Source organism: Vibrio sp. V42_P2S4T144 (genome assembly GCF_009904715.1).
GTDB lineage: Bacteria > Pseudomonadota > Gammaproteobacteria > Enterobacterales > Vibrionaceae > Vibrio > Vibrio alginolyticus.
Map to the genome: position 1 here is coordinate 1 of NZ_WXWS01000003.1, position 4,094 is coordinate 4,094.

Consider the following 4,094-nt stretch of genomic DNA (forward strand, 5'->3'; position numbering starts at 1 on the left):
ATTTGCTGATGGTGCAAACAGTGACGCAGCAAAAGAGTTTCTAACCAAAGATTCATTTTCTTATGAAGTTTACGGAATCATCGCGATGCAGGCCGCGTACCGCGATTACGATTCTGGCAGCAAAGCAACGGACGATGATTTGGGTGGCATGCAGCTAAACAACGAGTCTCGTATTGGTTTCCGTGGTAAAAAACAATTTGCTAACTTCGACCCTACTTTTATTTGGCAAATCGAAGGCGGTTATGTAGACCCTAGCTTTGGTGGCGAGGGCGCAGGTCTTGGTGAACGTGACACATTCGTCGGTTTTGAAAGTGCATCTTGGGGGCAAATTCGCCTGGGTCGCGTTTTGACACCTATGTACGAATTGGTTGACTGGCCAGCATCTAACCCTGGCCTCGGCGATGTATACGACTGGGGTGGTGCTATTGGTGGCGCCAAGTACCAAGACCGTCAATCAAACACTATCCGCTGGGACTCTCCAATGTTTGCTGACAAATTCTCCCTAGATATCGCAGCTGGTGCAGGTGATAAAGCAGGTCTAGGTGAAGGGGATGACTACTGGGGTGGTATCGCAGCACACTACAAAATTGGTCCTATCCAGTTAGATGCGGCATATGAAGGTAACCGTAATATCAAGATGGAAAGCCAAACGTGGGAAAACAACACGTACTTGGTAGGGGCACAAGGCTGGTTTGATAACGGGATCTCTTTCTTTGCGCAATACAAATACATGGAAGCGGACGCAAGCAATGGTGTGAGTGAAAAGCAAGATGCAATGTCTGCCGCTATCATGTACACCACGGGTGATTGGCAATACAAACTGGCTTACGCCGCTAACTTTGATCTCGAGCGTGATGGTAAGAAAATTAACGATACAGCGGACGATGTGTTATCAGCACAAGTTATGTATTTCGTAGACCCATCGGCAGTGCTGTACGTACGTGCTCGTACTCTAGACTTTGGCGACGGTGCGTCTCAATTAGATAAACCAACAGAAGCACGTTGGAAGTCTGCTGACTATGACGAGTTCTCTGTAGGTGTTGAATACTACTTCTAATTAAAGAAGCAGCTAAAAGGGCGGAAACGCCCTTTTTATCTTGATACTTATTCAAATAAGCCTTTGAAATGACTGGCCTGTAAATTTTAGAGGCTTATCTAAATTGGTATAAAGTGAGAAACCATGATGAAAAAAACAACGACACTTCTCGGACTTTGCGCAATGCTTTCGGCGCCAGCTTTTGCTGCTCAACTCACTCTGCAATCTGAATTAGTTCCTCGCGTTCTCAACGGCGAGTTCGTCTACCCTGAGTGGATATCCAAGAACAACAGCATCGAGTTAAAGGATGGGGAAAACCAATTAGCGGTAACGGTTGGACAAATTGTATTTGAAGATGGAAAGCGCCGTAAATTCGATTCGCAGCCGCTGGTATTAGAGTTTGATTCGGAAAAAGACACCGAGCTTTCTCTGACTTATCAAACATTCCGTACTATTGAAGAGGCGAGAGCCTTCGAGCTCGATCCTAAAGTGGTATTGAAAGACAAAAACGGAAAAGAAGTGGCATTCTCTATGGTTCAACTTCGTAAAGGTGGTTTGCAAGGTTTTCGTGATTACGAACGAGAAGTTGCCGACTATAACAACGCAATGAATAAAGAATCTACTAAGGCAAGCATTGCGTCTTCTCCAGCGGAAACCAAAACAATCAAAGCATCGTTTAATGAATTGAGCCGTGAAGAGCAGCAAGAATTTATGCAATGGGCAATGCGTAACCTGAAGTAATTTTGTCTTGTGCTTTAACAGTAAATAGTAGGGCTGTGCCTTTTTGGTTCTGCCCTGTTTTTATTTCTGTTGTCAAACCGATTGTAGAATTGACTTACGGTGGTAAAATGTCGCCACTTTTATCCTTGACATTACAACGAGAGATCTCTCGTTGCTCATTACCCCTAAGGAACTCAAATGACGGTTAAAACTCGTTTTGCTCCTAGCCCAACTGGCTATCTACACGTTGGTGGTGCGCGTACTGCACTTTACTCTTGGCTATACGCTAAAAACCAAGGTGGTGAATTCGTTCTACGTATCGAAGATACAGACCTTGAGCGTAACTCTCAGGAAGCGGTTGATGCAATTCTTGAAGGCATGGAATGGCTAGGCTTGGAGTGGGATGAAGGTCCTTACTACCAAACTCAACGTTTTGACCGTTACAACGAAATGGTTGATAAGCTTCTTGCTGAAGACAAAGCTTACAAATGTTACGCGTCTAAAGAGCTGCTAGATGAAATCCGTGCAGAGCAAGAAGCAAATAAAGAAATGCCTCGCTACGATGCTAACCATCCAAAAATCAAAGCAGCAAACGAAGCGGCAAAAGATGGCGATCCATGTGTTATCCGTTTCCGTAACCCGAAAGAAGGCAGCGTAGTATTTGATGATCAAATCCGTGGTCGCATTGAAATCCGCAACGATCAAATGGATGACCTAATCATTCGTCGTACTGACGGTTCACCTACTTACAACTTCTGTGTAGTCGTGGATGACTGGGACATGGGTATCACTCACGTTGTTCGTGGCGAAGACCACATCAACAACACGCCTCGTCAAATCAACATCTACGAAGCACTAGGTGCGCCAGTACCAACATTTGCACACTGTGCAATGATCCTGGGTGATGACGGCGCGAAACTGTCTAAACGTCACGGCGCTGTATCAGTCATGCAATACCGCGATATGGGCTACCTGCCTGCGGCACTAAACAACTACCTAGTGCGCCTTGGTTGGTCTCATGGTGACCAAGAAATCTTTTCTCAAGAAGAGATGATCAATCTATTTAGCCTAAACGCAGTATCTAAGTCAGCGTCTGCTTTTAACACTGACAAACTGCAATGGTTGAACAACCACTACATCAAGAACTCAGATCCTGCGTACGTTGCTGAGCATCTACAATGGCATCTAGATCAACAAAAACTAGACGTAACGAATGGTCCTGCTATTACTGACGTGATCAAGCTGGTGGGTGAGCGTTGCAACACACTAGTTGAGCTAGCTGAGCAAATCCGTTACTTCTATGAAGATTTCTCTGAGTTTGAAGCGGGCGCAGCGAAGAAACACCTGCGTGGCGTGGCTAAAGAGCCTCTAGAACTTGCATTAGCGAAAGTGGAAGCACTAACTGAGTGGACGACAGCGAACATCAAAGATGGCGTTATCGCAGCAGTATGTGAAGAGTTGGAAATCGGCATGGGCAAAATCGGTATGCCATTACGTGTTGCTGTAACAGGCGGCGGTCAGTCTCCTTCTGTCGATGCAGTAATGGAGCTGGTTGGAAAAGAGCGTTGTATTGCTCGCATTAAGATGGCGCTTGAGTTCATTGCTGAGCGTGAAGCAAACGCATAATTGCTTTGAACTGAACGTTCTTTTGAATAAATAGTCACAAAGCCGCGGTGAGCAACCGCGGCTTTTTTGTATCTTCAATTTAGATAACGAGAAACTTTCTCTCATATTGGTGATTGAAGAGATGGTTTCAACTGTAATTTACCTCAATATGGATAAGCTTTTTTAATCCAAATATCGTTGGCGTGAATAAAAAATGAGCGATTATATATCAAATATCTGATTGATTTTTATCCATGTTCCTTAAAGTTCCATTTTATTTGTCTCATTTTTAAGAAAAGTCTTTGCTTTAGCTATGTTGTTCTAAAAATTAAAGCAAACGTTTGCGTCGTGATTGCGTGGGGATTTTTTTGCTTAAGATCACATGTTTTCGAGATTTTTGATGACAATAAATTGACAGAATTGGGATTTTTCTCGCGATTTCTTAGCGTTATAGTTCATCCCGTCAGCGATACCGAGATGGCGATATGTATCACTGAACAGGAAATGTACGTAAGTTGCTTCCATAAAAAAAATGCATGTGCATAAAAAGAAGCTGACTAAGTATCTCACTCAAGGAATGAATAAAAAGAATTGAAATACAACGTCAGTCAGACGGCGCATTTCGGCATCTAACAAAAGAACTTCTTTAGAGGAATCAATAATGAAAAAATTAGCAGCGGTAATTTCAGCGTCTCTACTTATGGCTTCAGCAGCACAAGCAGAAGTATACGTT

At 43.7% G+C, this 4,094-nt stretch carries 3 protein-coding genes; all 3 read left to right on the plus strand.

Annotation, left to right across the window (positions count from 1 at the left end; genetic code table 11):
• Positions 1–1,057: chitoporin (gene chiP / locus CAG68_RS00035; RefSeq protein ID WP_161440623.1), on the plus strand; the 1,057-nt coding region annotated here is incomplete at its 5' end.
• Positions 1,058–1,180: 123 nt separating this feature from the next.
• Positions 1,181–1,777 carry a YccT family protein gene (locus tag CAG68_RS00040; RefSeq protein WP_054729756.1) on the plus strand — a complete coding sequence of 199 codons (597 nt, stop codon included), beginning with the start codon at positions 1,181–1,183 and terminating at the stop codon, positions 1,775–1,777.
• A 177-nt stretch (positions 1,778–1,954) separates the two neighbouring features.
• Positions 1,955–3,382, plus strand: coding sequence for a glutamate--tRNA ligase (gene gltX, locus CAG68_RS00045; RefSeq protein WP_005384075.1), 1,428 nt, complete (start codon positions 1,955–1,957; stop codon positions 3,380–3,382).
• Positions 3,383–4,094 lie beyond the last annotated feature (712 nt).

Coding starts and splice junctions, on each gene's coding strand:
- CAG68_RS00040 (WP_054729756.1), top strand. CDS start 1,181: ATGATGAAAAAAACAACGACACTTCTCGGACTTTGCGCAATGCTTTCG.
- gltX (WP_005384075.1), top strand. CDS start 1,955: ATGACGGTTAAAACTCGTTTTGCTCCTAGCCCAACTGGCTATCTACAC.